At 60.9% G+C, this 26,740-nt stretch carries 23 protein-coding genes; 4 read left to right on the plus strand and 19 right to left on the minus strand.

What is annotated here, in order from left to right:
• Complete coding sequence (locus tag KTQ42_RS06650) at positions 1 to 1,512, plus strand: leucyl aminopeptidase (protein WP_217344799.1); 1,512 nt, start codon at positions 1 to 3, stop codon at positions 1,510 to 1,512.
• Positions 1,513 to 1,594: 82 nt separating this feature from the next.
• The gene (gene xth, locus KTQ42_RS06655) at positions 1,595 to 2,359 is read left to right on the plus strand and encodes an exodeoxyribonuclease III (RefSeq protein WP_217344800.1); all 765 of its coding nucleotides are present in this window, start codon (positions 1,595 to 1,597) and stop codon (positions 2,357 to 2,359) included.
• Between the two features lie 46 nt (positions 2,360 to 2,405).
• Here the strand turns inward: xth and KTQ42_RS06660 are convergent, their stop codons facing one another.
• Positions 2,406 to 2,903, minus strand: a complete 498-nt coding sequence (locus KTQ42_RS06660; RefSeq protein ID WP_217344801.1) for a pyridoxamine 5'-phosphate oxidase family protein — start codon at positions 2,901 to 2,903, stop codon at positions 2,406 to 2,408.
• A gap of 192 nt (positions 2,904 to 3,095) precedes the next feature.
• On the opposite strand from KTQ42_RS06660, the gene KTQ42_RS06665 reads away from it, so the two are divergent.
• On the plus strand, positions 3,096 to 3,791 hold the full coding sequence (locus KTQ42_RS06665; RefSeq protein ID WP_217344802.1) for a dienelactone hydrolase family protein: 696 nt from the start codon (positions 3,096 to 3,098) through the stop codon (positions 3,789 to 3,791).
• 126 nt (positions 3,792 to 3,917) lie between these two features.
• Here KTQ42_RS06665 and KTQ42_RS06670 read toward each other — a convergent pair whose 3' ends face one another.
• The 4 genes from KTQ42_RS06670 to phaZ form a co-directional block, all read right to left on the minus strand.
• The gene (locus KTQ42_RS06670; RefSeq protein WP_217344803.1) at positions 3,918 to 4,091 is read right to left on the minus strand and encodes a hypothetical protein; all 174 of its coding nucleotides are present in this window, start codon (positions 4,089 to 4,091) and stop codon (positions 3,918 to 3,920) included.
• 63 nt (positions 4,092 to 4,154) lie between these two features.
• Complete coding sequence (locus KTQ42_RS06675; RefSeq protein ID WP_217344804.1) at positions 4,155 to 4,469, minus strand: DUF883 family protein; 315 nt, start codon at positions 4,467 to 4,469, stop codon at positions 4,155 to 4,157.
• Between the two features lie 218 nt (positions 4,470 to 4,687).
• On the minus strand, positions 4,688 to 4,948 hold the full coding sequence (locus tag KTQ42_RS06680; RefSeq protein ID WP_217344805.1) for a hypothetical protein: 261 nt from the start codon (positions 4,946 to 4,948) through the stop codon (positions 4,688 to 4,690).
• Positions 4,949 to 4,972: 24 nt separating this feature from the next.
• A complete protein-coding gene (gene phaZ, locus KTQ42_RS06685) occupies positions 4,973 to 6,214 on the minus strand; it encodes a polyhydroxyalkanoate depolymerase (RefSeq protein ID WP_217344806.1) in 1,242 nt (413 codons plus the stop codon).
• 134 nt (positions 6,215 to 6,348) lie between these two features.
• On the opposite strand from phaZ, the gene KTQ42_RS06690 reads away from it, so the two are divergent.
• Positions 6,349 to 7,005, plus strand: coding sequence for a glutathione S-transferase family protein (locus KTQ42_RS06690; RefSeq protein WP_217344807.1), 657 nt, complete (start codon positions 6,349 to 6,351; stop codon positions 7,003 to 7,005).
• Between the two features lie 71 nt (positions 7,006 to 7,076).
• On the opposite strand, the gene KTQ42_RS06695 is transcribed toward KTQ42_RS06690, so the two are convergent.
• The 14 genes from KTQ42_RS06695 to KTQ42_RS06760 all read right to left on the minus strand — a co-directional run bounded on the left by KTQ42_RS06695 (position 7,077) and on the right by KTQ42_RS06760 (position 26,670).
• Complete coding sequence (locus KTQ42_RS06695) at positions 7,077 to 8,549, minus strand: amidohydrolase (protein WP_217344808.1); 1,473 nt, start codon at positions 8,547 to 8,549, stop codon at positions 7,077 to 7,079.
• Between the two features lie 125 nt (positions 8,550 to 8,674).
• Positions 8,675 to 9,115 carry a CesT family type III secretion system chaperone gene (locus tag KTQ42_RS06700; protein ID WP_217344809.1) on the minus strand — a complete coding sequence of 147 codons (441 nt, stop codon included), beginning with the start codon at positions 9,113 to 9,115 and terminating at the stop codon, positions 8,675 to 8,677.
• 257 nt (positions 9,116 to 9,372) lie between these two features.
• Positions 9,373 to 9,732 (minus strand): Hpt domain-containing protein, encoded by a 360-nt coding sequence (locus tag KTQ42_RS06705; protein ID WP_217344810.1) that lies wholly within the window; start codon positions 9,730 to 9,732, stop codon positions 9,373 to 9,375.
• 11 nt (positions 9,733 to 9,743) lie between these two features.
• The gene (locus KTQ42_RS06710; RefSeq protein ID WP_217344811.1) at positions 9,744 to 11,561 is read right to left on the minus strand and encodes a chemotaxis protein CheA; all 1,818 of its coding nucleotides are present in this window, start codon (positions 11,559 to 11,561) and stop codon (positions 9,744 to 9,746) included.
• Positions 11,561 to 12,313 (minus strand): protein phosphatase CheZ, encoded by a 753-nt coding sequence (locus KTQ42_RS06715; RefSeq protein WP_217344812.1) that lies wholly within the window; start codon positions 12,311 to 12,313, stop codon positions 11,561 to 11,563. The genes KTQ42_RS06710 and KTQ42_RS06715 overlap by 1 nt, the downstream gene beginning before the upstream one ends.
• A 426-nt stretch (positions 12,314 to 12,739) precedes the next feature.
• Positions 12,740 to 15,895 carry an error-prone DNA polymerase gene (locus KTQ42_RS06720; protein ID WP_249222666.1) on the minus strand — a complete coding sequence of 1,052 codons (3,156 nt, stop codon included), beginning with the start codon at positions 15,893 to 15,895 and terminating at the stop codon, positions 12,740 to 12,742.
• Positions 15,892 to 17,286 (minus strand): DNA polymerase Y family protein, encoded by a 1,395-nt coding sequence (locus KTQ42_RS06725; RefSeq protein WP_349292128.1) that lies wholly within the window; start codon positions 17,284 to 17,286, stop codon positions 15,892 to 15,894. Before KTQ42_RS06725 ends, KTQ42_RS06720 begins: the two co-directional genes overlap by 4 nt.
• Before the next feature lie 4 nt (positions 17,287 to 17,290).
• Positions 17,291 to 18,046 (minus strand): translesion DNA synthesis-associated protein ImuA, encoded by a 756-nt coding sequence (gene imuA / locus KTQ42_RS06730; RefSeq protein WP_249222667.1) that lies wholly within the window; start codon positions 18,044 to 18,046, stop codon positions 17,291 to 17,293.
• Between the two features lie 173 nt (positions 18,047 to 18,219).
• Positions 18,220 to 19,572, minus strand: a complete 1,353-nt coding sequence (locus tag KTQ42_RS06735) for a hypothetical protein (RefSeq protein WP_217344814.1) — start codon at positions 19,570 to 19,572, stop codon at positions 18,220 to 18,222.
• A 127-nt stretch (positions 19,573 to 19,699) separates the two neighbouring features.
• Positions 19,700 to 20,158 (minus strand): hypothetical protein, encoded by a 459-nt coding sequence (locus tag KTQ42_RS06740; RefSeq protein ID WP_217344815.1) that lies wholly within the window; start codon positions 20,156 to 20,158, stop codon positions 19,700 to 19,702.
• Positions 20,159 to 20,245: 87 nt separating this feature from the next.
• A complete protein-coding gene (locus KTQ42_RS06745) occupies positions 20,246 to 20,710 on the minus strand; it encodes a type III secretion system chaperone (RefSeq protein WP_217344816.1) in 465 nt (154 codons plus the stop codon).
• A 65-nt stretch (positions 20,711 to 20,775) separates the two neighbouring features.
• On the minus strand, positions 20,776 to 21,318 hold the full coding sequence (locus KTQ42_RS06750) for a hypothetical protein (RefSeq protein WP_217344817.1): 543 nt from the start codon (positions 21,316 to 21,318) through the stop codon (positions 20,776 to 20,778).
• A 139-nt stretch (positions 21,319 to 21,457) separates the two neighbouring features.
• Positions 21,458 to 24,793 carry a response regulator gene (locus tag KTQ42_RS06755; protein ID WP_249222668.1) on the minus strand — a complete coding sequence of 1,112 codons (3,336 nt, stop codon included), beginning with the start codon at positions 24,791 to 24,793 and terminating at the stop codon, positions 21,458 to 21,460.
• 44 nt (positions 24,794 to 24,837) lie between these two features.
• The gene (locus KTQ42_RS06760; RefSeq protein ID WP_217344819.1) at positions 24,838 to 26,670 is read right to left on the minus strand and encodes an EAL domain-containing protein; all 1,833 of its coding nucleotides are present in this window, start codon (positions 26,668 to 26,670) and stop codon (positions 24,838 to 24,840) included.
• Positions 26,671 to 26,740: the final 70 nt, after the last annotated feature.

Genomic DNA, 26,740 nt, shown 5'->3' on the forward strand with positions numbered 1-26,740 from the left:
ATGGACTTTAGCATAAAAACATTCGACGCCAGGACCAGCCTGGCACAAGCAAAAACCGGCGCCATGGTGGTCGGGGTTTTCGAAAACAAGGTGCTGACGGCCGCCGCCGCCGGACTCGACGGCGACGGTGCCATCAGCGCCGCCATCAAGTCCGGCGACATCACCGGCAAACCCGGCAGCACGCTGCTGCTGCGCGGCCTGGCCGGCATCGCCGCCGAACGGGTGCTGCTGGTCGGCCTGGGCAAGGAAACGCCGGTTGCGCCCAAGGACTTCAACACCGCATGCCAGGCCATCGCGCGCACCCTCTCGGCCCTGGGCGCGGCCGATGCGCTGATCTCGCTGCCCTGCGACCAGGTGCGCGAACGCGAGTCGGGGTGGGCAATCCAGGCGCTGGTGCTGGCGCTGCGCGAATCGCGTTACCGCTTCGATGACATGAAGAGCAAGAAGGAAGCGCCCCCGGCGGGCGTGAGAAAGGCTGCGCTGCTTCTCGACGCGGCGGCCGCCGCACCGGCGCGCGCGGTGCTGGCCCAGGCAGTGGCGCTGGCCAACGGCATCGAGCTGACGAAGGACCTGGGCAACCTGCCGCCAAACATCTGCACGCCGACCTATCTGGCCAACACCGCGAAGAAGCTGGCCAAGCAGTTCGGCTTCGGCGTCGAGGTGCTGGACCGCAAGCAGATGGAAGCGCTGAAGATGGGCAGCTTCCTGTCCGTCACCAACGGCACCGCGGAACCGCCGAAATTCATCGTGCTGAAGCACCTGGGCGGCAAGACGCGGGAAGCGCCTACGGTCCTGGTCGGCAAGGGCGTTACCTTCGACTCTGGCGGCATCTCGATCAAGCCCGGCGCGGCCATGGATGAAATGAAGTACGACATGTGCGGCGCCGCCTCGGTGCTGGGCACCTTCCGCGCCATCGGCGAAATGAACCTGAAGCTCAATGTGATCGGCGTGATCCCGACCACCGAGAACATGCCCTCGGGCACTGCGACCCGTCCGGGCGACATCGTCACCTCGATGTCCGGCCAGACCATCGAGATCCTCAACACCGACGCCGAAGGCCGCCTGATCCTGTGCGACGCGCTGACCTATGTCGAACGCTTCAAGCCGGCAGTGGTGATTGACATCGCAACGCTGACCGGCGCCTGCATCACGGCACTGGGCCATCACAACGCCGGCCTGTTCACCCGCCACGACGACGCCCATGATGCGCTGGCCGATGCGCTGATCGCCGCCGGCAAGCTCAGCGACGATACCGCATGGCGCATGCCGATCGAGGACAGCTACCAGGAACAGCTGAAATCCAATTTCGCCGACATGGCCAACATCGGCGGCGCCCCCGGCGGCAGCATCACCGCTGCCTGCTTCCTGGAGCGCTACACCAAGGCCTATACCTGGGCGCACCTGGACATCGCCGGCACCGCCTGGAAGAGCGGCCCGGCCAAGGGCGCCACCGGGCGCCCGGTACCGATGCTAACCACCTTCCTGATCAACCGGGCGCAAGCGGCACGCTGATCGCTACCGTCACAGAAATGAGCGCCGGCGCTCCGCAAGGAGGTCCGGCGCGTTTTCTTTCCATGCAAGGAATTGAAACGCAATGAAACTCGCCACCTGGAATGTGAACTCCCTGAAGGTCCGCCTGCCGCAGGTGCTGCAGTGGCTGGCCGACAGCCCGGTCGACGTGCTGTGCCTGCAGGAGACCAAGCTCACCGACGACAAGTTTCCTGTCGCCGAGATCGAGGCGGCAGGCTATTCGGTTGTCTATAGCGGCCAGAAGACGTATAACGGCGTGGCCATCCTGTCGCGCCACCCGATGACGGATGTGGTCAGGAACAACCCGCTGTTCCCCGACGAGCAGCAGCGCATCATCGCCGCCACCATCGAAGGCATGCGCGTCGTCTGCGCCTATGTGCCGAACGGCCAGTCGGTCGGCTCGGACAAATATGAGTACAAGCTGCGCTGGCTGCTGGCCCTGCGCGAATGGCTGGCCTCGGAACTGGCGGCCCATCCGCAGCTGGCGCTGCTGGGCGACTACAACATCGCGCCGGCCGATGGCGACGTGCATGATCCGGCCGCATGGGCAGGCTCGGTGCTGGTGTCGGAACCGGAACGCGCTGCCTTCCGCAGCCTGTGCGAGCTGCAGCTGGCCGATGCCTTCCGCCTGTTCGATCAGCCGGAGAAACTGTTCAGCTGGTGGGATTACCGGCAGATGGCCTTTCGCCGCAACATGGGCCTGCGCATCGACCATATCCTGCTGTCGCCGCCGCTGGCCAAGCGCTGCACCGGCTGCATGATCGACAAGGCGCCACGCAAGTGGGAGCAGCCGTCGGACCATACCCCGGTGATTGCCACGCTGGACTGATATCAGAATGCGGGGCGGCCAGCCAAGGCTGCCCTGCACGCTGCGGTTACAGCGTAATCTTCTTGTGCTCGCCCGGGTCGCGCGGCGCCTTGCCGGTCAGCGCCGACTTGGCCAGTGCGTACAACTGCGTCATTTTGCTGGAATGGGTATCCCAGTATTCGGCGCTGTCGATATGCACCCTGATCAGCGCCAGGTGCGGATCGTCCTTGCCGCCATCGAACCAGGCCGCCACCAGCGGACTCCAGAGTTCATCGATCTTGGCGCGGTCGCGGGTCAGTTCGGCATGGCCGGCAATGGACACATACAGGCTGTCGTCCGGATCGGAAAAACTCACATTGATGCGGGGATGCTCGGCGAGATGGCGCACGAAGTCGGCAGCATCGGAGGTGAAGAACCAGATGTTGCCCTGGTTATCCACCTGCTGGCTGGTCATGGGCCGCGACGACAGCTTGCCGTCCGGATCCAGCGTGGTGAACATGCCGAATTTCACATCCTTGATCTTGTCCTGCAGGTCTTGCAGCTGGGCAGTGGCGGCATGGCTCATGGTGCATCCTTTGATGTTGGAAATTGCCGCGGCGGTTGCCGTCGGCATGGCGAACCATGCTAGGCAGGCCCATCGCCAGCGTCGGTGCGCCAACTCACATTCGGCCGCTGACATGTCGTTTTGATAGCGGCTACAATGGGCCGCGCCTGACGCAGGCCATGACAACCAACCATCATTACCCTAGGAGCAAGCATGAATTCACGCTGGATCGACATCGACACCAACAACGGCAATGCGTTTCGCGGCTACCTGTCGCTGCCGCCCAAGGGCAGCGGCCCCGGCATCGTGCTGATCCAGGAGATCTGGGGCGTCAACAGCCACATCCGTGCTGTGGCCGACCAGTATGCGCTGGATGGCTACGTGGTGCTGGCACCGGACGTGTTCTGGCGCCTCAAGCCCGGCGTCGACCTCGCCTACGACGACGCCGGCTCGGCGCAGGCATTCGACTACATGAAGAAGCTGGACTTCCCGATGGCGGTTCAGGACCTGGGCCAGGCCGTGAACATGCTGCGCGGCATGCCGGAAGTCACCGGCGGCTTGGCCTCGCTGGGCTTTTGCATGGGGGGACTGCTGTCCTATCTGTGCGCCGCCAATGCCGGTGTCGACGCCGCGGTGTGCTATTACGGCGGCGGCATCGACAGCCAGCTCAATCAGGCCGGCAAGGTCGCCTGCCCCATCCTCTTCCATTTCGCCGAGAAGGACCACTACATCACCAAGAGCGCGGTCGATGCGGTCAAGGCCGCGTTCGGCAGCGCGAGGAACGCGGTGATCGAGACCTATCCGGATGTGGACCATGGCTTCAATTGCTGGGAACGCCCTTCCTACAACCAGAAGGCTTCCGCCGTGGCGCATGGCATGTCGCTGTCCTTCCTCGGCAAGGTGCTCTGAACAAGATACCCGCGCAGCGAAAGCGGCCTGAAAAATGGACAGGGGCAAGGCCGTGCAGGCCCTGCCCCTGTCAGGAAATTGGGAAGCTGGCAAATCGGGCAGACGCTGCTGCCCTGCCGTGCCCAGTCAGCTCGGAAACAGTTCGTCGTCCAGGCCCAGATGCCGGCGGTCGCGTGCTTCCTCCAGCGCGTGGCGTCCGACGATGCGCTTGCGCATGATTTCCGCATGCTGCTGCGGCGTCATCGGCGGCATTTTCATCAGGTCTTCCAGACGCGCTGCATTCTCTTCGTTATTTCTCATTATTCCGTCCCCAGATGAAACGCGTACGCCGGCATGCGGTGCCGGCGCCGTACTGCAAGCTGCCTAGCGCTTGGTGATCATGGGCGTAAGCAACGCCCCGATTACCAGTGCCACGCCAGCCGAAATGGCGATGGTCTTCCATGGATTCTCATGCACATAGTCATCGGCGGTGTTGGCCAGCTCGCGGCCGGTTTTCATCGCCGTATCCTGCATGTCACGGGCGCCCGAAAGCGCGTTGTCCAGCAGCCGCATGCCTTCGGAGCGCAGCGCTGTCGCCTTGTCGGCCGAGGCGGTGGTGGCAGCCTTGAACAGGTCCTGCGCGTCCGATACCAGGGATTTGAGTTCGCTGCTTGCTTTATCGGCGTAATTGTCGACCATCTTCTAGCTCCTTTGTTGTGGGTGAGGTGCCGTCGGTACTCCGGCGGTGCATTATTGATTTATAAATGAATGCACCGTGGGAGTCGGTACGCTGCCGAACATACTACACGGCCAGTTGCGACCCTATGCATGCAGTAAGGCAACGCGACTCTGTTGCGAACGCCCATAGGTTAGCTTGTCGACAACCCGCCGTCCAGCACCAATGCAGTATGTCCGCCTCAGACATGATCTGCGACATGGCATGCCTGCAGCACCGACGGCAGTCCCATTTCATTGCGAAGGCAGGCGCTGGCGGCGCTTGCCACACGCCGCTTGAGCACGATATAGGCGTCGATTCGGTCCAGGCGCGGGTCCAGACGTTGAGACAGCATGTACAGCGCCTCCTGCGACAAGGCGCACCGATGGACCTGCCCGCCCACTTTTACCGTAAACACAGTGCAGGTGGACGACTCCGTGACTTCCCGTTGCGTGACATTCATGCCTGTCTCCCATGAAAAATGCTGCTAATCCGTCGCGTAAATCATTTCCCGCACGATTGGATAGGTCTGCTGGGTCCAGCGCCGCCCGCTGAAGACACCGTAATGGCCAACCCCGGCCTGCATGTGATGCGATTTCAGGAATGCCGGAATGCCTTTGCACAGGTCGTGCGCGGCCATGGTCTGGCCCAGCGCGCAGATATCGTCGCGCTCGCCTTCGACTGTGAGCAGCGCGGTGCGGCGTATCGCCCCTGGCCGCACTGGCCTGCCCTCGAAGCGCAGTTCGCCGCAGGCCAGTGCCGCATGCTGGAAGATGTCGCGTATGGTTTCCAGGTAGAACTCGGCCGGCAGGTCCAGTACCGCGAAATATTCCGCATAGAAGGCACGCGTGGCCGCCGCCCTTTCCAGCTCGCCATTGGCAAGGTCGCGGTACATCCCGCGAAAGGCTTCCATGTGGCGCTCCAGGTTCATGCTCATGAAGGCCGTCAGCTGGACGAAGCCGGGATACACCTCGCGGCCGGCGCCACGGTGGCGCTGTGGCACGGTGCCTATCATGTTGCGCTCGAACCAGCTATAGGGCTTGCTGGTGGCCAGCCGGTTGACCTCGGTGGGACTGACGCGCACATCCACCGGGCCGGCCATCAGCGTCAGGCTGCGCGGCGTGGCCGGGTGGCCATCCTCGGCCATGATGGCAGTGGCGGCCAGCGCCGGCACGCAGGGCTGGCAGACCGCCAGCATGTGCGCGCCCTCGCCCAGCACCTCAAGAAACTCGATCAGGTAACGGGTGTACTGGTCCAGCCCGAAAGCGCCCGCCATCAGCGGCACGTCGCGCGCATTGTGCCAGTCGGTGATGTAGACGTCATGCTCGGGCAGCATGGTGCGCACCGTGTCGCGCAGCAGAGTCGCGAAGTGACCCGACATTGGCGCCACCAGCAGCACACGCGGCTGGGGCTGGCGTTCGAGCGCGTCGTCGGCGTCCTCCTTGGCAAAGCGCAGCAGCGTGCAAAAGGGCAGGACGTGGATCGCTTCCTCATGCACCAGGACCTCGCGTGCCGACGCGCCGCTGCCCAGCATGGTGCGCTCTATCCCAAAACTGGGGCGGCTGTGGGTGACCTGCGCGCTGGCGAACACGGTGCAGGCGGCGGCGATGCGGCGCGCTGCGGGTAATTCGGCCAGCCATGGCTGCCGCATAGCCTGGGCCGTGGCTTCGGTGTACAGGCGCATATGCGCCATCAGGTCAGCCTGCGCCTGCCATACGTGATACTTCATGCGGGCTCCGTGACTGTGCTGGGACCAGCATGCAGCTAGCAAGGAGCGCGCCATTGGCCAATACCACATGCGGCCGCTCTGGCATGCGGCTTGCGTGGTTTTCTGCGGACCTCAATCAACCCAGGGACGGCGACATGCAAGCAGCCACGCTTACCATCACCAGCAAGAATTATTCTTCGTGGTCCATGCGCGGCTGGCTGCTTGCCAGGCTGGCCGGCCTGTCGTTCGAGGAGATCATGATTCCGTCCGACGACCCGGCGATGCGCGCGGAAATTCTGCTGCTGGCGCCATCCGTGCTGGTGCCCTGCCTGCGCCATGAAGGCATTACCGTCTGGGACACGCTTGCCATTGGCGAATACCTCAATGAGATCAGGCCCGGTGCGCAGCTGCTGCCCAAGGAGCGCAAGGCGCGCGCTCATTGCCGCGCCATCTGCGGCGAGATGCATTCCGGCTTTTCGGCACTGCGGTCGGCATTGCCGATGAACCTGAAGGCCAATTACGGCGGCTTCCGGATATGGGCCCGCGCCCAGGCCGACATCGATCGGATTGCCGTCATCTGGCGCGAGTGCATCAATACCTACGGCGGGCCTTATCTGTTCGGCAGCAAGGTGTGCATGGCAGACGCGATGTTTGCGCCGGTCGTTACACGCTTCCTGACCTACGGCGTCGAACTCGATGCGGTGTGCCGCGGTTATTGCGATACCGTGATGGCACTGGAGCCGGTGCAGGAGTGGGTATCCGCAGCGCTGGCGGAGCCGGAGGAAATCGACGAACTGGAAGCCGAATTCTGAGATAACGCCATGGCTGGCCGGATGCAAAAGCAGCCATGCCAGCCGGGGTTGAAAGTGGCATCAGCTGCAGCTCAATGACGCAATGCGCCTGGCGAGCGGTGCGCTTGCGTGTTCAATGGATATTGCTCGTCCCGCGGCGTTGACTGCGCTTCTTTGGAATCATGATCGCGGCTGTCGCAGGCGTCCATGGTGCTTGCGTTGGTGGCCGGCATACCTGCAACCACGGAGGATGGCGGCAGCATATTGCGCAACTGACCGGCCTCATGCAAGGCGGAAGCCAGAAAGAAATTCTCATAGGAGCGCACCCGCTTGCGCGCATCGACAAACAAGCGCTGATAATTTCCATGCAGCAGTTGCAAACGTACGGCATCCGGCAGGCTCGTCAACAGCCCGTTATAGCTTGCATAGGTCCTGTTCCAGACATCGCGGCTTGCTGGAGCCAGCGCATCGGAGCCGAACAGAAAGCGTCCGGGATGATCCTTGATGAGCGACACCCATTCGACCTGCGTTTCCGGAGACTGCGTCAGCCGCTCGGCGACCACGCTCCATGACAGGTCGATATGAACATGCTTCATCCTGTCGTCCTCAAGCAGCTGGCGCAGCGTTGCCGTGTGTCCCTCAGGTGCGTTCACGAAGCGGCCTAGGCCACCGCCATGCGCCCATATGATATTGGTGTCCGACACGGCAGCATGGCAGAACAAGCGCCTGATGCCTTCCAGATAGGCTGGCGCCGTATTGCTTTCCTGGCCCGGCAGGTCGACATCACAATGGAGCACGACGGGCATGCCAATCACTCCGCAGGTTTTCAATAGCTTGATCAGCGCGTCTGCATTGTTGTCCAGGTTGGCCTGGCGCTTGCCTGCGAAAAGATCCTGCACCACTTCCTTGTGAACCGTGATTTCGCCCACCCCGGTAAACACGCCAGGATGCTGGGCCAGCTTCTGCAGCAGGTAGGCGCTGCTATGCATGTCGCCGAGGTGCAGGCCGGTAATCATGGGATCGAAGCGATGCCGTTGCGCGACAGGCAATTGGAGGTAATGCATTGCAGTGGTCGCATCCACCCCGGTATTCATATAAAGCTCGGTAGCGGCGCAGGCCTCATCCATATCCTTCGTGGTGAGCGTGCGTTTCGTCACCATGTGGCTGGGCAAATAGTAATGCGGACCACAGTGCTGCTGTCCCGTGCAAGGGTCCCATTCCGGATCGGGCTGGCTTGATAGCACGTTGGTGGGAATGGGCATGAGGGTGGTGTACCTGATGCCCAGCGCATTCATTTCCGGGATCAGGCTTGCTGGCTTGTAGCCCTGCTGGATGTAATTGGTCGGATGGAAATGGCAATCGCTGTAGTTCCATTGCACCCTGCTTTCCTTGGCTGGCAGGTCCGATTGCGTCGGTACCGCCAGTGCCTGACCTGCATGGCCTGGGCGAAAGCGACTGGCAAGGTTGGGGCATGACGAGGAAAGACTGCGTGCCGGCAAGGTCGATGGCATCTGGTCCGGCAGCAGCCTGTCCGTGTTGAGAGCAGCGTTAAATGAAGGAATCATTGTTTTTCCCTTGTTGAAGTGAGCCAGTCGATGGGGCTATGGGGCTATGGGGCTATGGGGCTATGGGGCTATGGGGCTATGGGGCTATGGGGCTATGGGGCTATGGGATTGTGGCGCTATAGGGCTTATGCAAGCTGCAGACAGCACATTTCCATGCGAGGCAATGACCGGGGCGGCATTGGCAGCGCACAGCGCCAGTGGCGTGCATGCTCGGCCACGAAAGCCAATGTACTGGCCAGTGCCGCTGCGCTGATACCGGCCACCTTCATGCGCTCCATATAGATGATGCCGCCTGTTGCAGGCGATATGCCGAACTGTGGCCCGTCATGCTGAAAGCCGGTGTAGTTGCGTTGCAGCAGCGCGGCATAGACAGCGGCGGGGTCGTGCTCCGGCAAGCCGCAGTCACCCTGCAGCAGCAGGGTTTCGGTAGTGGCCAGCCAGTCCCGGGTAATGTTGAAAACCACGCCATCGACGGCAAACGGGCCACTGTGAATGAGATGCTGTGCATCGCGCATGTTGACCAGTCTGCAGAGGTCCTCTATCAATTGCTTGAATTGCCTGCTCATCGTGCTATCGCTCCTCGGGTGTTGTCGGGCGCATCGCGACAAGAGGTATCAGCGATGCGATCTGGCGCGGTGAGTGCCAAAGCATTCGCGCCGGTCGCAGCGGCTTGATATGGATACAATTGCGCGCGATCAAACCGCTGGCAGGTTGAAGAGGCCGCCGCCTTGAAGGCGACGCAGAAAAACAGCGGGACCATGCTTATGGCCCCGCTGTTTCTGGATTGATGCGTTCGTGAGAGCCAGCCGTGGCTGGCCTGCGATCAGAGCGTGCGCAGGAAATCGTCCATGTCGTCGCGAACCTGGGCCAGCAGATCAGACAGGCGCGCCAGTTGCGCAGCGCTGCAAGGCATGGCTTGCTTGATGCCGGCCTGCTCGATTTCCACCAGCAAGGCCATCAGCTCGGCCGCGCCCACGGTACCCACCGTGCCCTTGAGGGAATGGGCTTCCATGGCCATGTCATGGCATGCGCCGGCTGCCGCATGGCGGGCAATATCGTCATAGCGGGCCAGGGTTTCATGGCGAAACACCTGCGCCAGGTCGATGAAGATATCGCGTTCGTTGTCTACCGACTGCAGCAGCAGCCATGGTTGTGAGCAGCGATAGGCCTTGGGCGGGTTCATCGTCTCGGCCCTCAGGCTTCCTGGGTAGCGCCAGCCAGCAGGAAGGACAGCCCAACCACCAGCACCAGTTCGCCTTCAGCGGAGCGGGCAGTGCCGGTAATGCCTGGCACTGACAAGGCTGTCAGCGGCTTGATCACCAGGTCGGCGGTGCCATCGACTGCGCCAACCGACAGCACGTAAGGGCTGGGTGCGGCGACCACGATACCAACCCGCTCCTCGGCAGGCTCGTACCCCAGGGACGCAGCCAGCGACCGCACCGGCAACGTCTGGCCCTGGTCGCGCAGCACCGGCGCGCCGCCTACATGCATGAATTGCTCGGGCAGTTCCACGACCCGTTCGACCAGTGCCAGCGGCATGCCCAGCGCAGCGCCGGCGGCTGTCACCAGCATGGTCGGGACGATCGACAACTCGATCGGCAGCCGGATCGAGAAGCGGGTGCCGCTACCCAGTTCCGAATCGATGCTGATTGCGCCGCGGTGCTTTTCCACCGCCGTCTTGACCACGTCCATGCCCACGCCGCGCCCGGAAACGCTGGAGGCGACTTCCTTGGTCGAGAAGCCCGGCAGGAACACCAGCTGGTAGGCTTCGCTGGCGGAAAGGCTGGCCGATTCGGCGATCAGGCCATTGGCGATCGCCTTGGCGCGCAGGCGCTGCGGATCCATGCCGCGGCCATCGTCGGAAATAACGATCATCACGCTGTTGGCTTCCTGCCAGGCCTTGAGCAGAATGCGGGCACGCGGCGGCTTGCCGGCGGCGATGCGGTCTTCATGGCTTTCGATGCCATGGTCCAGCGAATTGCGCAACATGTGGACCAGCGGGTCGTACAGGCTGTCGACCACCACGCGGTCTACCTCGGTATCGGCGCCTTCGATCACCAGTTCGACTTCCTTGCCCAGATCGCGCGCCAGTTCGCGCACCAGGCGCGGGAATTTCTGGAACAGGCGGCCGACCGGCTGCATCCTTGTGGCCAGGGTGGCGCGCTGCAGCTCGGTGGCATAACGCGATGCACGGCCCAGGGTTTCGGCGAGCGTCGACATCAGCGTGGCGGCCTGGCCGTCGAACTTGAACTGCTGCAGTTTTTCCAGCAATACACTGGCCTGGTTGGCCGCCTGCACCGATTCGCCCGCCACTTCCAGCAGCGCATCGAGCTTGACTGCATCGACCCGGATGCTGTCCTCCGGCGTGCGGGTTTCGGAAGGCGTGTTGCGTCGGTCAACGCCATCCCAGCCAGGAGGATGGCCATGCGCAGGCGCTGGATCCGTATTGCTCTCGCCCGTGCCTGCCGGCGCCGTGGGCACGGCAGAGACGGCGATACGCATCTGCTCAGGCACGACGGCGTTGTACATCCCGACCCAGTCAATGCGCCCGGCCTCGTCGGCCTGGGCGATGCCGTTGGCAGGCTGGCTGGCTACTGGCGCGACCGCAGCCGCAGTTGCAACCGGCTGCCGACCTTCGATGGCGTCATTCAGGATGCGGTTCAATGCGTCCGGCATGGGCGCCAGGCTTTCCGGCGTGGCGCCGTTATGCAGCTGGTTGAGCAGGTCGGCTACAAAGCCGCTGGCCTGCAGCGCCGCCTCGATCGCCAGGGGCGTCACCGCGGTCTTGCCGGTGCGCAGCGCATCGAACAGGTTTTCGGTCAGATGGCAGGCCGACACCATGCCAGCCAGGTTCATGAAACCGGCGCCGCCCTTGATCGTATGAAACGAGCGGAACACGGCATTCAGGGTGTCCGGGTCGTTCGGCCGGCGCTCCAGTTGCAGCAATCTTTCTTCGACGTCGACGGCCAGTTCCAGCGCCTCGACCACGAAGTCCTTGAGCATGTCGTCCATCAGAATCCCAGATCGGCGAGTAAGTCATCCACGTCGGTTTGCGCCAGCGCCGAGGTAGGCACGTCCGGCCCTGCCAGCAAGTCCACCACCTTTTCCTTTTCGCGGGTGGACTGCGGTGCATTGTCGATCAGCAGCTGCGCCAGTTCGCGCTCCAGTTTCTGGGTGATCGTCACCACTTTCTTGATGATCTGTCCAGTGATGTCCTGGAAATCCTGCGCCATCATGATTTCCATCAGGCGCGCCTTTTCGGCTTCACCGTTGTCGGCCACCGTGCCGGCAAAGCGGCGCGAATCCTGCGCCAGCAGCTTGAATTCATCCAGGCCCAGCTTGCCGTCAAACAGCTGGTCCCAGCGGCCTTCGACATCCTTGGCGGTCTGGATCAGCGCGTCCTGCACCGGCATGGCTTCGTCGATCGAATTGAGCACCTTGTTGGCGGCCTGTTCGGTCAGCGTAGCAATATACTCCAAGCGGCCGGCGGCATCGGTGACTTCGGTGACGACGTCGGAAAGGCTGCGATCGTAGCCGAGCTCGCGCAACGAGTCATGCAACTGCCGCACGATATGACCCAGGCGGTCGAACATGGGAGAGTTGGCGGGAGAATGCTCCTGGGCTGATTCAGCGTCGGTTGCAGCCACGTTGGCTGTTGCTGCAGACACGGACTCGGTCGCCACAGCTTTCGGTTCGGCGGCTACCGCATGCTGCGCCGCTATTTCTTCAAACAGCGCGTCCAGGTCTTCAGTCAGGTCATTCATCTGTGGCTTTCCTTGTCGATTCTTCGTGCGTGCCGCCGGTGCGGCCGTTGTGCTCTTGTTTGCTCTTGCTTTTTCTTGTTGCGGGTCCGTTCCGGGCCATCCTGAAGCGGCGCTTTCCTGGCCAGCCAGGCTTCATTCCCATTGGTTTACGGCGCGGATCGGGAAAGGTTTAGGCGCCATTCATGCAAACGATATTGCATATAGGAAATTTATTCGGATTATACAGAATAGTTCCACAAGGAAAATTATTGAGACGAGATTTATCTGCGCTGTTGCCGCATTGTTGCTTTCTACAACGATGGATGCAGCAAAAAGCAAGAACGGCTTGTGGCATTGAAGCGGCTGACAAGGCTGTTTCAGGCTGCCCGGGACAAGCCAGTTCTGGCCTGGCCTGGTTTTCGCCTGGATCGACGAAGCCATGGTCGGTCAGGCGAAATCCCTGCTGTGGGTATTGAGCTTCCCCAGCCATGCCGACAGGTCCACCAGCCGCTTGGCCACCAGGTGCTGCACGCCCTGCTCGCTCTGCCAGATGCCATACACACCCAGCAGCGAAGCGCCCAGCAGCTCACGCCGCTGCTGCTCCACCAATGTCGGCCAGACGATCACGTTAACCAGCCCGGTTTCATCCTCGAGCGTGACGAACATGGTGCCGTGGGCGGTTTCCGGTCGCTGGCGCACGGTGACAATGCCGCAGCCGCGGGCAAACTGCCCGTTGCCAAAGGTATGCAGCACGTCGGCAGGCATGAAACGCTTCTCCAGCAGCCTGGCGCGCAGCAAGGCCACCGGATGCCGGCCCAGTGTCAGGCCCAGGCTGCGATAGTCGCCCAGGATGTCTTGCCCTTCCGACGGCGGCGCCAGCGCAGGCATCGGTTCGGCTACCGCTGCCTGGCGCAGCAGGCCCTTGTCCGGCGCGCCCGCCACAGCTTGCCACAGCGCCTGACGCCGGTGACCGGACAAGGCGGCAAGTGCGTTGGCCGCTGCCAGCGCCTGCAATTCCGTGCGTTCCAGCCGCGCCCGCAAGGCCAGGTCGTGCAGGTCGGCAAAGGGACGAATCGCGCGCGCCTCCTCGATCCGCCAGCCAGCCTCGCGGCTCAGACCACGCACCAGGTTCAGGCCCAGGCGCACCGACGGCCGGGTTCGACCGTTATGGTCGAGGCTGGCATCCCAGCCGCTTTCCATGACATCGACCGGATGCACCTTCACGCCATGCCGGCGCGCGTCCTGCACCAGTTGCGACGGCGCATAGAAACCCATGGGCTGGCTGTTCAGCAAAGCCGCCAGAAAGGCTTCCGGCTCATGGCACTTGAGCCAGGAACTGACATAGGCCAGCAGTGCGAAGCTGGCCGCATGGCTTTCCGGGAATCCGTATTCCGCAAATCCCTGTATCTGCCGGAAGATCGCATCGGCGAATTCCCGGGTGTAGCCGCGTTCGAGCATGCCGGCGATCAGCTTGCCCTCGAATTTCTCCAGCCCGCCCTTGCGCTTCCAGGCTGCCATCGCCCGCCGCAGTTGGTCGGCCTCGCCAGCCGAAAAACCGCCGGCCAGCATGGCGATCTGCATTACCTGCTCCTGGAAAATCGGCACGCCGAGGGTGCGCGACAGCGCCTGCTCCATGGCCGGACTCGGATACTCGACCGGTTCCAGGCCCTGCCGGCGGCGCAAATAGGGATGAATCATGCCGCCCTGTATCGGACCCGGCCGGATAATGGCGACTTCGATCACCAGGTCGTAGAAGGTGCGCGGCTTCATCCGCGGCAGCATTGTCATCTGCGCCCGGCTTTCGATCTGGAACACGCCGACGGTGTCGGCCCGGCTGATCATGCGGTAGGTGTCCGGGTCTTCGGCCGGAATGTCCTGCAACTCGAATGGCTCACCGCGGCGCTCGGCCGCCAGGTCGAGCGCGCGCCGGATCACCGACAGCATGCCCAGCGCCAGAATGTCCACCTTCAGCAGGCCCAGCGCGTCCAGGTCATCCTTGTCCCATTGCACCACGCTGCGCCTGGCCATCGCGGCATTCTCGATCGGCACCAGGCGCGACAGCCGGCCACGTGAAATCACAAAGCCGCCCGGATGCTGCGACAGGTGTCGGGGAAAGCCCATCAGCTGCTCGGCCATGCTCCACCATTGCTGGGCCAGCGCGGCTTCCGGGTCCAGGCCGCATTCCGTAAAACGCGCCGCCAGCCCGCTCTTCCCATCCCACCAGCGATGCGACTTGGCGATCTGGTCCACCACGCCGGCATCCACGCCTAGTGCCTTGCCGACATCCCGCAGTACACTGCGTGGCCGGTAGCTGATCACCACGCCGGTCAGCGCAGCCCGCATCCGGCCATACTTGTTATAGATGTACTGGATGACTTGCTCGCGCTCCTGATGCTCGAAATCGACATCGATGTCGGGCGGTTCATTGCGTTCCTTCGAGATGAAACGTTCGAACAGCAGATTGCCGCGGGCCGGATCGACTTCGGTAATGCCCAGGCAGTAGCAGACCGCGGAATTGGCGGCCGAACCGCGCCCCTGGCACAGGATGCGACGGCTGCGCGCAAACCGCACGATGTCATACACCGTCAGGAAATACGGCTCATAGGACATGTAGGCGATCAGCGCAAGTTCATGCTCGATCTGGCTTTGCACTTCCGCCGGCACGCCGGCCGGAAAGCGGGCATGGGCGCCGATCCAGGTTTCCTGACGCAGGTAAGTGGCTGCGGTATGGCCGGGCGGCACCAGCTCATCCGGATATTCATAACGCAATTCATCCAGCGAAAAGGTACAGCGTCGCGCCAGCCGCACGGTTTCGGCCAGCGCCTCCTCGGAATACAGATTGGCCAGCCGCAGCCGTGCGCGCAAATGCTGCTCGGCATTCTGGGCCAGCGCATAGCCGCATTCGGCGACCGGCTTACCTATGCGGATAGCGGTCAGCACATCCTGCAAAGGCTTTCTGGAACGCACATGCATGCAGACGTCGCCGGTTGCCGCCAGCGCCATGCCATATTCGGCCGCCACTGCCTGGAGCTGGGCCCGATGCACTTCATCTTTTCCCTGGTGCAGCAGTGTCAGCGCCAGCGTGGCCCGGGCGCCAAAGGTCTCGCGCATCCATTGCACCTGCCGCACCAGTGTCGCAACGTCCACGCCATAAGCCGGCGACAGCAACAGCTCGCAATCCGGCAGGCCGCGCAAATGGGCCAGCTTGTCCTGGGGCGCGGCCAGGTCATCGGGATGCAGCAGATAGTGGCCCTTTTCCACCCGCGTGCGGGCCAGCGTAATCAGTTCGCACAGATTGCCGTAACCCTCCCGATTCTTCGCCAGCGCAATTAACCGCATATCGCCCACCTGCAGCTGACTGCCGATCAACAAATGAAAATCATGCTTCTTCGCTTCCACATGGGCACGTACCACACCGGATAGCGAACATTCATCCGTCAATGCCAGGGCGCTATAGCCCAGCTGCACTGCCCGCGCCACCAGTTCCTCAGGATGGGAAGCGCCGCGCAGAAAGCTGAAGTTGGATGCGCACTGCAGTTCCGCATAGTCTGGCAAAGGCATGGCGCCAGCCTGGAGCGGCAATTCGGACTGCGCCTTGCTCATGCAAACAGCCCATGCAGAAACCAGCGCCACTCTTCCCCCATACGCTCCCGGTAGATCCAGTAGCAGGCCTGGTCTTCACCCTGCGCCATGAAATAGTCGCGCACCGCACAATTGGCGTCCCACCAGCCACTTTCTATGCGTTCCGGTGAAGTGAGCAATTTCAGTGGGGAACCATAAAATGGCCGATGATCGCGCAACAGCAAGGGCAAAGGCTTTTCCAGCAGCCAGAACGGACGCTCCACATCGGGCGGCGCAAGCGGCTTGGCCGCTGACGGGCCTGCAGGCAGCCAATGATTCCCGATCTCCGGTCGATAATCAGCAACCGGCGCTGGCATCAATACATTTTCCTTGCCAAGGCGAGCGGTCAACAGCTCAATCAAGCGGTGATAGTCCGCCGCACTGCCACCCGGCTCGGGAAACAGCGACTCGGTTGGCGGCGCCATGGCTTGCAGACGGCTTGCCACCAGCCGAAGTGCGATCACAGGCCCAGTCAGTTCCAGGCGTCCCAGCCGCTCCTTGAGCAGCCGCACCAGGTGATCTTCACGCCATGCGGCTTCAGCCAGCGTGATTTCAAGTGCGCTTGGCGCCACCGCCTGCCGGCCGCGCTCATGTTCCAGCAAAAGTACAAAGCACGACACGGCCAGTTGCCGGGCATTCAACCATCCCACCATCTGCAGTACCAGCCGACGCGCGGCGAACAATACCGCCTCTGCCTGCTCCACCCGTTCCGGCAGCTCAAGCCGGGTATCGAACTGTTGTGGCGCCTCCACCCAGTCATACAGTTCGGGCGCTTCGCCGTATGCCTTATCCAACTGTTCGATCAACGCTGCGCCACAGCGACGCTGCAAGCCCGCGCGCGGCAAACTGCGCAACTGGCCCAGGGTCGTGCAGCCAATGCCATCGAGCCAGTCGGCATGCGGCTTGGTAGCCGGCAGCAACATGGTCGGCAAGGCGTCCAGCCGGCGCACCATGCCAGGCTGGCGAACGCTACGGCGCAACCTGATCTGCGCAGCATGGGCAAACAGCAAGGCGGCCTGCGCGGTAGGCGCCATGCCGAGCCTGGCCGAGTAACCCATTTGCATCACACTGCCCCGCACCCGGCGGCATAATGCAAGACGGCCGCCAAAGGCAGCCAGGCTGGCACTGACATCCAGCACCAGGCTGGCCGCATCCACCATGGCTACTTCCGGGGTGTATTGCAAGAGGCTCAGCGCGACACCATCCAGTGCACTGCGTTCACGCTCGCCGTCACGCTGGTGCAGTTTGGCGTCCGGGGCCAGGGCAGTCACGCCCCCGCTGCGCATGCCGGTACGTATGCCCGCCTGGCGCGCACATTCGCAGAAGGCAATCACCTGGCCATGCTCGACCACCACGTTGGGCGTCAGATCCAATGCCTCAGACCAGCGCAGGCGAAATACTTCGAGTGGCAACAACGGCAAGTGCATGCCTATCCATAGACGCATGATGGGAACGGGTCGATGTGAGGGAAGGCGCGGCATCTGGCCTGAGTGCCAGGTAAACAGGCCGGTCGACTACCGGGCCGCGTCGCTTGATGATGTCAATGGCGATGCCAGCCGGCGCCGGCCGCAACGCCAGTCGCAAGGGCGCCGGCGACGCCTGTTCGGCCGCCGACAGCGGACGCAGCATCCAGAACATGGTTGTCGACCCCTGCGCCGCCAGATGCAGACGACGCAGCGCCTCGGTACGGATTTGCGGCTGCCAGAACAGCAAGGCGCCGCAACTGCCATTACGCAGTATCTGCTCCGCGCTCCAGAGCGCATCCGCGGTACTGGCAGTTTTGAGCCATAGGAATCGGTCAGCGGGCAGTCCCCAATGAGACCAGGCCGCTGCCTGCGGCAAATGCGGCGGCTGCACCATGACGATACGGCGCTGTTTGCCTATCGCACACAAGGCAGGCTTCAACAGGCGCATCTCCCCGATGCCTGCCTGCTGCAGCAATAGTTCGATCAGCGTGGAGGAAGGCCAACCGCCGTTAGGCAATTCCCGGTCCAGGCTTGCATAGCCCGTAGCGGTGACGGCGGCCTGGCATGAACCCATCTGGTTGGCCCGCCAGACGGAATGGGCAATATTCCTGTCGAGCGCAGCGCTGACTGCGGCAGCCGACATGGTGCGTAAGGTTAACCCGGACATGAGCGACTCCTGGTAATGTCATGATGCACGTACGCACAGGCGTGCTTTTACTGTACAAATATACAGTATAACTCATGTCAGTTCAGCAGCATTCATCCAGGAAACATTAATAATTTTTGTACGAAATCAAACAGAAGCACAAGAAAAGACAGTTTTGTAGTGGTATGCCAGTGTCATATGCTGGCATTCTCCTCTTCCTTTATTGGCATGGGCATGGCATCGGCAGTGATGATGGTCTGCGACACGGATTTCCCGATGCTGACCAGATAAAGCATGTCCTCCAGCGTTTGCTGACGCCTGGCGATGGCGGGAACGTTCCGCTTACCAGCTATCCTGGCTGCTTTTTCTGCCTTTTCCGTGCTGCGCGCAACAGGCGGCATAGGTTTCTCATGGCGGTTTGCTGCAGATCGACTTATCTGCAATTTTGTTGCACGATTTACTTTAGGTGCCTGCACGTTACGTCCATTATTTGCCATGAGGACAAACCGGCTGGGGCTATCCGGCAATACCGGGATGCGGAAAGTTACCGCCTGACGCCCTGGCTGAAATGACATTGCATGACTTGGCTGCCGGACCGGCAAGGGGGAAAACTCGGGTTGCAACGGTAACCTGGATGGAGAGGAACATGCAGGAGACCGCGGGCTCCTTGGCTTGCGCGCACACTTGGATGGCAGTTGTTTATCCGGTCGCAAGCCATCGACCAACCAGTCAACCGCAGCAACCCATTCGAAACTGCGCTCATTGATTAGGCCATTCTTTCTTGCTAGTTGCCAACGGTCGATGAACACATACGGCAAATCCCCTTTCATCGACGCACGCAGACAATCAAAAAGCTTGCCCTTGTCAACACCCTGAACATTCTTCTCTTCAGCAATAAAACTGGCCACAGCTGCCGTGAACAAGGCAATACAGCAAGAAATTGTTTTCATATCCTGATTCTGGTCCTGCGGCTGGCGCAGCAGCACCGGCAGGCTTTCCAGCGTCCCGGCGCTTACGCAGAAATGCAGAAGCCGGATACGATGATCAATATGTGTAGCGGCCAAACCGGCGGCGCCGGTCTTGCGCAAACTGGAAGATTTGACCGGCTTGGCCGGTGAATGCAGAAAGGAACGCTTTCTGCCACTACTGGCGAGGAAAGTGATATCGCTGGAAACATGGGCCACCTTGATATCATGCCGGCCTGTACGGGCAGCCCGTTGTTGCAGTCTTTGCACTGCCAAACGGCCTGGAGAACCCATCCGTTTCAGTCGTTCAGGGGTGAGGTTGCTTGCAGCCTGAAGCAGCGCCCTTTTGACAACTGCACGTTCGTTATCGATTTCGCCACGGGAAAAAACGCGTCTGATGATGGCATCCGACCTGGGTTGCAGATACAGGCTGACATTGGCGACCTGATAAACGCCCCGCAGCCTGTCACCATCCACCGCGCCGGTCACCAGATCCTGAAGATGGCTGCATTTGACCTCATCATCCTGAATGGAAAGAGTGACTTTTTTCTCGGTTGCAGTGGGAGTGGTATGGGTAATCATCGGCGTTCCAGTAAGCATTGAGCAACTGGCCGATGTTATTGATTGACTCGGATGAGTTACCTTGAATGCCGCTGGCCAGCCGCATGGAGCGGCTGTGTAACCCAAATGGAAAGCTGGTTCGGCTAATTCAAACCATCAGGGGACGATTGCGCAAACCGTTTTCCTGAAGCAGCGATCGCATTTCGCCGGATCGGTCGGGCAAGGATTCCGGCGCGCCGTTTGATGCCAGTAACGCGCTCACGGCATCGACATCATTAAATTGCAAGGCCGTGCTTTGCACGACATTTCCCACGCCGTTGCTTGGCGGAACATCCTGGAATGGCTTTTGTTTTTCCAGAGCAGCATCCTTATTGCCAAGGACGTTTCTCTTGAAGAAAAATCCATTTATTTCCTGGAATAAAAAAATTTCCGGTTCCGTGATGACCAGGTTTGCAGGCGGTGCCGCCGGTACTATTTTCCGAACTGGCTCGCCTGTGTTGCCATCGACATCCTTTTTCGGGCCAACACCATAGTAATCTGGCGAAATCATTTCAAGCCAACGAAGGCTTTCCTTTGTTTTTTTCAACAAATCGGCAGAGATAGACATGATGTAATTTCCCAAGTGAAGAAAAAATTCTGCACAAAAACTGGTCAATTATTTCCAGGCTCGCGCAGCCTGATCTTCAGTAACCATTCAAACAAAGCTGCTCAATCCCGGCAGCGCTGGCAAGTCATTCGAATCGGTGGCGTCTGTCTGTGCAATATAACTGCGCCAGGCGCGGGCGACTTGGGAAAGCTTGCGAAGTTCTTCCTGAAAATTTTGCAGTTCAGGTTCTATGCTGCGCCATTCGCACAGAAGCGTCGCACTGCCTTCCGGACCACCCAATGCCATTGTCAGGCCCGCGTTTTCTTTCCAAAGGAGATTGTACGAAAGCATTAACTGGCACACATCAAGGCGTCGTTGCGGGACAGGCATGCCCAGTTCGGTTGAGAGAATCAGGCGATCGGGGTCTGCCGCGTATTCTATGAAGATGATGGAGGTGTCATTCAGTTGTAGCGCCCAGCTATCTTCACCGTACTGGACCAGGGCATCAATATCAGGCGTCTGCGGACCAATCTCCTGCATGATCAATTGAACTGTGTCACGGTATGCTGGCATGGCGCTCCTGGCTTGAAAGAATTCCGGCCGGCGGCCGCAAACGAGCCATGTGTACTAATCGGGAGTTAATCAGTTCCAGCATCTTCAAGACCGCCATGAACTGTTCGTGGTTTCGAAAGCAGGAACAACCTGTCAATGAGATTTTCAATGGCTTTTATTTGCTTCAGAGTCAACCCTGATGCGGAAAGATCATCATGATCACCGGTAGATTGTAAAAAATGACGCTTCCCATGGTCCGGCAATGACGACTGTGGCATTGCATTCATGGTTTTTTTATAAATCCTGGAAAGGATTGTTAATGGCGGAGACAGCCAACCAGCACGCGCGCCATAATCCTCCTCGAATTGCTCTTCAACATTACGCAGTGGTTCAACAGCGCCTGGCATCCCGGACACCTGCTGAAGGATGACGTCAACAGCTACTTGCGCTGCGAGGCGATCGCGCAGCGGCACATCGCTGACGCAAAGGGTAGTAGCGTCGGCTGTATAAAGCATCACCATGCCATCTGCGGCGGACACACCACCAAGAATGCTATTTGACGGCAAGGATTGAATAAAAAGCGCCAGTTCTTCCACTGTCGTGCAGGTACTAACAGCCAGTTGCCTCATTCGCTCCTCTAGCCTGTTTATCAGATGCGTTTACCAAGCAAATCCAGCGCAAAAAATTTCATGACATTTACAGCATGAATCGATTTCGTCGCGAATATAAAAAGTTTGTTCATTTATCGAACAATTTTTCATGTGAAATTTATGTGTTTGACCACTTTTTCATCAATAAAAGTAATTGATTTACATCAACTGGTTTAGTAATGTAGTCAGACGCACCAGCCGCAAGACATTTTTCCCTGTCACCTTTCATTGCCTTGGCCGTCAGCATGATGATCGGCAAAGTTTCGAATCGCTCCACACGACGGATTGCACGTGTGGTGTCATAACCGTCCATTTCCGGCATCATCACGTCCATCAGAACGATGTCCACCGTCGCGCCACTTTCCAGCAATTCAATGCCTTCCCTGCCATTCTCGGCAAACAGCACGCGCATCTGATGCCGCTCCAGAACAGAACTGAGCGCAAAAATATTGCGCAAATCATCATCGATAATCAGCACCTGCCGGCCAGCCAGGCCATGCAGATTTTCTATTTTCTCCATGCCGGGCGACATCAGCTGCTTCGGCATGTCATCGCTGTCATGGCTTAGCCCCAGCAGACGGGAAGTTGCCTCCAGCAGGCGGGCTGGCGAACGGGCATCCTTGATGACGATGGTTTTTACTAAGGTCTGCAATCGTGCCGCCTGCTCCTTATCGATTTCAGTCGCGGTGTGGATCACGACGGGCAAGCCGCGCAAATGCTCTTCCCTGGCAATCATGTCCAGCAAATCATAGCCATCGATATCGGGAAGATTGAGATCGAATACCATGCAATCAAATGGCGCCGACTGCAGCGCCTGCAATGCCTGGCTGCCGCTTTCCACTGCGACCACCCGCACTCCCGGCTGGCTCATCAGCGCGCAGATGGCATCACGCTGCGTTGCATCGTCCTCGACGATCAATAAGCTGGGCCTGGCATCCATCAAGATGGTTTCCGCCGGCAAGGTATCCGGCACGGCCACTGATGGCGAAGCTTCATCCGTCTGGATAAGCAATGCGGGCCCGTGCATCAGCCTTTGCGGCAGGTAGAGGGTAAACGTGCTGCCGGCGCCCACTTCGCTGCGGACCTGGATTTCGCCGTCAAGCAGGCGGGCCAGTTCACGGCTGATCGACAGGCCCAACCCGGTACCCCCATACTTGCGCGCCGTGCTGCCGTCAGCCTGCTGGAATGCCTCGAAGATCAGTTGCAGCTTGTCGGCGGCAATGCCAACACCCGTATCGCTCACCGAGAACGCCAATACCGCGTCTGCCCGCGACAAGCCTGCATGGCCTGGCGTCCAGCCCGAGCGTGCATGAGCGACCGATAGCGTGACCTTGCCCCTGGCGGTGAACTTGAAGGCATTGGCAAGAAGGTTTTTCAGTATCTGCTGCAGCCGGACGATATCGGTGGCGATGGTCGGCTGCAGGCCAGCAGCCAGGTCAACCGAAAATGCGAGATGCTTCATATCGGCGATATGACCAAAAGTGCGCTCGACATAGGTGCGCAGGTCCGCCAGCGGATACTGCGCCATTTCCAGGGTGACCGTTCCCGACTCGATCTTGGACAGGTCGAGAATATCGTTGATCAACGTTAGCAGGTCGCTGCCGGATGCATGGATGGTGCGGGCAAATTCCACCTGACGCGGCTTCAGGTTGCCCTCGGGGTTATCGGCCAATTGCTGCGCCAGGATCAGCAGGCTGTTCAATGGCGTGCGCAGCTCATGCGACATGTTGGCCAGGAACTCGGACTTGTACTTGGATGACAGCGCCAGCTGCGTGGCCTTGTCTTCCAGAGCCAGCTTGGCCTGTTCCACCTCGCGGTTCTTGCGTTCGACCTCGATGTTCTGTTCCGACAGCAGCCGCGCCTTTTCCGCCAGTTCCATATTGGTCTGCTGCAGTTCCTGCGCCAGCGACTGCGACTGGCTCAACAGGCTTTCGGTACGGCTGTTGGCCTCGATGGTGTGCAGTACCACGCCTATCGATTCCATCAGTTGGTCAAGGAAGGAAAGATGGGTATCGGTAAAGCGTTCCAGCGACCCGATCTCGATCACCGCCTTGACCTGCTGCTCGAACAGGATGGGCATCACGACAATGCTGGCTGGCGGCGCCGATCCCAGCCCCGAGGAAACCTGCACATAATCGCGCGGCACCTGCTTGAGCCAGATGCGGTTCTTCTCGAGGGCGCACTGCCCTACCAGTCCTTGCCCCAGCGCCAGCGTATCCGCCATGCCGTTGGCGACGCGGTAGCCATAGCCGGCGATCAAGTGCAGCCGGGCATCGCGGCCCTGGTCGTCGAGCAGATAGAACACGCCATGATGGGCCGATACCAGCGGCGCCAGCTCGGACAGGATCAATGCGCTCATCGTGCCCAGGTCGCGCTGGCCCTGCAACAGGCGGGTGAAACGGGTCAGGTTGGTCTTGAGCCAGTCCTGCCGCGCATTTTTCTGCGTGGTCTCCTTGAGGTTGCGGATCATCTCATTGATGTTGTCCTTCAGGTGCGAGACCTCGCCGCGTGCCCGCACCTGGATCGAACGCGACAGGTCGCCGCGGGTTACTGCGGTGGCGACATCCGTGATTGCGCGCACCTGCGTGGTCAGGTTGGCGGCCAGCTGATTGACGTTCTCGGTCAGGTCCTTCCAGGTCCCGGACGCACCCGGCACGTTGGCCTGGCCGCCGAGCCGGCCTTCGGTGCCAACCTCGCGCGCCACGCGGGTGACCTCCGCGGCGAAGGCGCTCAGCTGGTCCACCATCACATTGATGGTGTCCTTCAGTTCCAGGATTTCGCCCTTCACATCCACGGTGATCTTCTTGGACAGGTCGCCCCGAGCCACCGCCGTGGTAACCGCCGCAATGCTGCGCACCTGCCCGGTCAGGTTGGATGCCATTGAATTGACGTTGTCAGTCACGTCCTTCCAGATGCCGCTCATGCCGCGCACCTGCGCCTGGCCGCCGAGCCGGCCTTCTGTGCCGACCTCGCGCGCTACCCGGCTGACCTCGGAGGCAAAGGCGTCAAGCTGGTCCACCATCACATTGATGATGTTCTTCAGTTGCAGCATGTCGCCGCGCACGTCGGCAGTGATTTTCTTTGACAGGTCGCCGTTGGCCACCGCGCCGATCACGACCGCCATCTCAGTGGTGGGACGCGCCAGGTCGTCGATCAGGTCATTGACTGCCTGTACCGTGTCGGCCCAGCCGCCCATCGCGGGCGGCATCGGGGAGCGCTGGGTCAGCCGGCCTTCCTGCCCGACCGCCTTGCTTACCCGGCCTATGCTCTCGGCCATCCACTGGTTCATCGCAATGATGTCGTTGAACGCGTCGGCGATCTTGCCATGCATGCCGGCGCCGTCAACCGGAAGGCGCACCGTGAAATCGCCGCGCCTGAAGGCCATCAGCGCTTGCAGCAACTGCGCCTGATCGGTTTCGGGGGATGTGATTAACAGATTCGGTTCGGCGCTCATGTCATTCATCATTTCTCGTCAAGCGCATCGCCGCGAGGAAACGGTCATGCGCTACTGGTCTGGGACATCTGCCGCAGCAGGAACTCCGGCGGCAAAGGTTTGCTGTAGTAATAGCCCTGGTACTCGTCGCAGCCAAGGGACTTCAGAAGCGCCAGCTGTTCCGGCGTCTCCACGCCTTCGGCCACTACCCGCAGTGCCAGCGCGCGCGCCATGTTGACCACGGCGGCAACAATCGCGGTATCGCCGGCGCTCTTGCCAAGGTCGCGCACGAAGGACTGGTCGATCTTGAGGATGTCGATCGGCAGCGCCTTGAGTACCGACAGCGAAGAATAACCCGAGCCAAAATCATCAATGGCGATGGTGATGCCGCCCTCGCTCATCTCGCGCAGCATGGCGCTGGAGCGCTCAAGGTCGCGCATCAGCAGCGACTCGGTGATTTCCAGCTGCAGAAGACGAGGAGGCAGGCCAAGCTCGCACAGCAGGCCAAGCACATGGGCCGGCAGGTCCGCGTCGATCTGGGGCAAGGCGATATTGATGGAAATCGGCAGGTTGGCCATGGTTGGGCACTGCTGCCAGGCGTGGGCCTGGGCGCAGGCGGTCTGCACGACCCAGCGGCCTATCGGCGCCAGCATGCCGCCGTCAGCGGCCTGCTGCAGGAACTGCGCGCCATGCACCAGACCCAGGCGCGGATGGCGCCAGCGCAGCAGCGCCTCGAAGCCCACCACCCTGGACGTCATGATGTCGACCTTGGGCTGGAAATGCAACTCGAATTCATCGCGCTCCAGCGCCCGCTGCAATTCCTGCTCGAGCAGCACGCGTTCCTGCACGCGGGCATTAAGCTCTTCATGGAAGAACTGGATGCTGCCGCGGGCCTGCTGCTTGGCGTGATACATCGCCATGTCGGCATGCTTCATCAGCATCTGCACCGAGTCGCCATCCTGCGGAAACAGGCTGATGCCTATGCTGACCGAAGTCTTCAGCGCATGCAGGCCGACCTCGCAGGGCGGCGTATTGGCCTGCACGATCTTGCGCGCCACGGCTGCGGCGTCGGGATAGTCGGGAAGTCCTTCCATCAGCACCACGAACTCATCGCCACCCAGGCGCGCCACCACATCGGATTCACGCACAGCGCCGGATATCCGGGCCGCGACCTGAACCAGCAACGCGTCGCCGACATCGTGGCCGAGCGTGTCGTTGATGGTCTTGAAGCGGTCCATGTCGAGGAACAGCACCGCCAGGCCCCGGCTGGTCCGGTTGGCGCGGATGATGGCCTGATCCAGCCTTTCCATCAGGGAGCGCCGGTTATACAGGCCGGTCAGGGGGTCCCGCGTGGCGAGTCCGTGGGCGCGCTCTTCCGCCTGCCGGCGCTCCACGATCTCGGCCTGCAGCGCGGCATTGATCTGCTTTAAGTCCTTCATGCGCTGGACCTGAAGGTCTCGATTGAGCTCCGCCAGTTCCTCGGCCTGCCGTTGCAGCAGCAGGTTCTTCTTGGCCAGCTCGACAAAGACCGCCACCTTGTTCTGCAATATCTGGGGAATGATGGGGGTAAACAAATAGTCTACCGCGCCCTTCTGATAGCCCTTCAGACGATGCATTTCATCAGCGTAGTGGGCAGTAACGAAGATGATGGGCACTGCTGCCGAGCGCGGATGGGAATGGATGATCTGCGCGGTCTCGAAACCGTCCATGCCGGGCATGCTGACATCGAGCAGGATGACCGCGAACTGCTGCTGCAGCACATGGCGCAAGGCTTCCTCGCCGGACTGGGCAGTCACCACCTCGAAATCGGACTCGCCTTGCTTGCCCAGAAGGACGCTTTCCAGCGCCAGCAGGCTGGGTGGATGATCATTGACGAGCAGGACTTTGGGCTTAACCACGGCATTCTCTTCTCTTGTCGGATAACCTTAGGCGAAACCCCGGCATCGCGCACCGCTGCAGTCGGGCAGA

This window comes from Noviherbaspirillum sp. L7-7A (assembly GCF_019052805.1).
Classification (GTDB): domain Bacteria; phylum Pseudomonadota; class Gammaproteobacteria; order Burkholderiales; family Burkholderiaceae_D; genus Noviherbaspirillum_A.

Bases quoted from the DNA above. Each gene is read 5' to 3' on its own strand.
- KTQ42_RS06650 (WP_217344799.1), top strand. From the start codon at position 1: ATGGACTTTAGCATAAAAACATTCGACGCCAGGACCAGCCTGGCACAA.
- xth (WP_217344800.1), top strand. From the start codon at position 1,595: ATGAAACTCGCCACCTGGAATGTGAACTCCCTGAAGGTCCGCCTGCCG.
- KTQ42_RS06660 (WP_217344801.1), bottom strand. From the start codon at position 2,903: ATGAGCCATGCCGCCACTGCCCAGCTGCAAGACCTGCAGGACAAGATC.
- KTQ42_RS06665 (WP_217344802.1), top strand. From the start codon at position 3,096: ATGAATTCACGCTGGATCGACATCGACACCAACAACGGCAATGCGTTT.
- KTQ42_RS06670 (WP_217344803.1), bottom strand. From the start codon at position 4,091: ATGAGAAATAACGAAGAGAATGCAGCGCGTCTGGAAGACCTGATGAAA.
- KTQ42_RS06675 (WP_217344804.1), bottom strand. From the start codon at position 4,469: ATGGTCGACAATTACGCCGATAAAGCAAGCAGCGAACTCAAATCCCTG.
- KTQ42_RS06680 (WP_217344805.1), bottom strand. From the start codon at position 4,948: ATGAATGTCACGCAACGGGAAGTCACGGAGTCGTCCACCTGCACTGTG.
- phaZ (WP_217344806.1), bottom strand. From the start codon at position 6,214: ATGAAGTATCACGTATGGCAGGCGCAGGCTGACCTGATGGCGCATATG.
- KTQ42_RS06690 (WP_217344807.1), top strand. From the start codon at position 6,349: ATGCAAGCAGCCACGCTTACCATCACCAGCAAGAATTATTCTTCGTGG.
- KTQ42_RS06695 (WP_217344808.1), bottom strand. From the start codon at position 8,549: ATGATTCCTTCATTTAACGCTGCTCTCAACACGGACAGGCTGCTGCCG.
- KTQ42_RS06700 (WP_217344809.1), bottom strand. From the start codon at position 9,115: ATGAGCAGGCAATTCAAGCAATTGATAGAGGACCTCTGCAGACTGGTC.
- KTQ42_RS06705 (WP_217344810.1), bottom strand. From the start codon at position 9,732: ATGAACCCGCCCAAGGCCTATCGCTGCTCACAACCATGGCTGCTGCTG.
- KTQ42_RS06710 (WP_217344811.1), bottom strand. From the start codon at position 11,561: ATGGACGACATGCTCAAGGACTTCGTGGTCGAGGCGCTGGAACTGGCC.
- KTQ42_RS06715 (WP_217344812.1), bottom strand. From the start codon at position 12,313: ATGAATGACCTGACTGAAGACCTGGACGCGCTGTTTGAAGAAATAGCG.
- KTQ42_RS06720 (WP_249222666.1), bottom strand. From the start codon at position 15,895: ATGAGCAAGGCGCAGTCCGAATTGCCGCTCCAGGCTGGCGCCATGCCT.
- imuA (WP_249222667.1), bottom strand. From the start codon at position 18,046: ATGTCCGGGTTAACCTTACGCACCATGTCGGCTGCCGCAGTCAGCGCT.
- KTQ42_RS06735 (WP_217344814.1), bottom strand. From the start codon at position 19,572: ATGATTACCCATACCACTCCCACTGCAACCGAGAAAAAAGTCACTCTT.
- KTQ42_RS06740 (WP_217344815.1), bottom strand. From the start codon at position 20,158: ATGTCTATCTCTGCCGATTTGTTGAAAAAAACAAAGGAAAGCCTTCGT.
- KTQ42_RS06745 (WP_217344816.1), bottom strand. From the start codon at position 20,710: ATGCCAGCATACCGTGACACAGTTCAATTGATCATGCAGGAGATTGGT.
- KTQ42_RS06750 (WP_217344817.1), bottom strand. From the start codon at position 21,318: ATGAGGCAACTGGCTGTTAGTACCTGCACGACAGTGGAAGAACTGGCG.
- KTQ42_RS06755 (WP_249222668.1), bottom strand. From the start codon at position 24,793: ATGAGCGCCGAACCGAATCTGTTAATCACATCCCCCGAAACCGATCAG.